Here is a 906-nt window from a genome sequence, read left to right as displayed (position 1 = left end):
TTGTAAGATTGCTTCGTCGTTCCTCCTCGCAATGACGACTCCTCATAGGGATTCTAAGTGCATAAAAAAAGCTACCCTTTTTAGGATAGCTTTCAATATATGTTTTGTTGTTGTTATTCTTCCGAATAGGTGATTTTGTTCACATGTTTATCAATTTCCCATCTTCCTGTGCCTTCTTCGCCAATCACTTCGAACAATTCTAATGCCCTGCGTGCTTTGTATTCTTCTTCGCGTTGTTCTTTCAAGAACCAGTTTAAGAATTCCATAGTTACAAAATCCTGCTCTTTATGGCATTTAGAGGCCAGGTTTTTAAAACTTTGGGTAATGGCGATCTCTGCTTCCAAAGCATCTTCGAAAACTTCTCTAAATCCGGCAAATTCAGTTTTGATACCTGAAACTTCTGGAGATATTGCGTTTCCACCCATGTCCAAAACATATTTGAACAATTTAAGCTGGTGTACTCTTTCTTCTTCAGATTGCTTTAAGAAATAATCTGCTGAAAAGTCGAATCCATTTTGGTCACACCAAGATGACATTGATAAATATAGTGATGAAGAGTGGGCTTCTTTTTTGATCTGCTGATTTAATAGTGTTTCAATATCCTGTGATATTAAACATTTGATGCGCATTAAGTCTTTCATAATTTTCTTTGCTTAACTAATGATACAAAGGTAACATCAAATTAACCATATTGTGTGATTTATTTGCTATATGAAATTAGTCTAAATTGCTGATAATTAGTTATTTGTAATCAGTTTAAATAAGGGAGGGGAGGTGGAAATGGAAGTGGAATAACGCCAAACGGATAGTGCTTGAGGATCAGATGGATAAAGGCGGGTTTTTAGTTGGCAATTTTCAGTTAGTAGTTTTCTGTGAATTAAGTTCATGAGAATAACTGAGGATTGG

Annotated in this window: 1 protein-coding gene; it reads right to left on the bottom strand. The window is 35.5% G+C overall.

Features of this window, described 5'->3' with window-relative positions:
* Nucleotides 1-113: 113 nt before the first annotated feature.
* Complete coding sequence (locus tag AC1DND_RS28610; protein ID WP_057934873.1) at nucleotides 114-641, bottom strand: ferritin; 528 nt, start codon at nucleotides 639-641, stop codon at nucleotides 114-116.
* Nucleotides 642-906: the final 265 nt, after the last annotated feature.

The sequence above is a fragment of the Pedobacter sp. 01N416 genome (genome assembly GCF_056399685.1).
The sequence above is the reverse complement of the archived record's forward strand: the minus strand, read 5'-3'. Positions and strand labels throughout refer to the sequence as shown.

Bases quoted from the DNA above. Each gene is read 5' to 3' on its own strand.
- AC1DND_RS28610 (WP_057934873.1), bottom strand. From the start codon at position 641: ATGAAAGACTTAATGCGCATCAAATGTTTAATATCACAGGATATTGAA.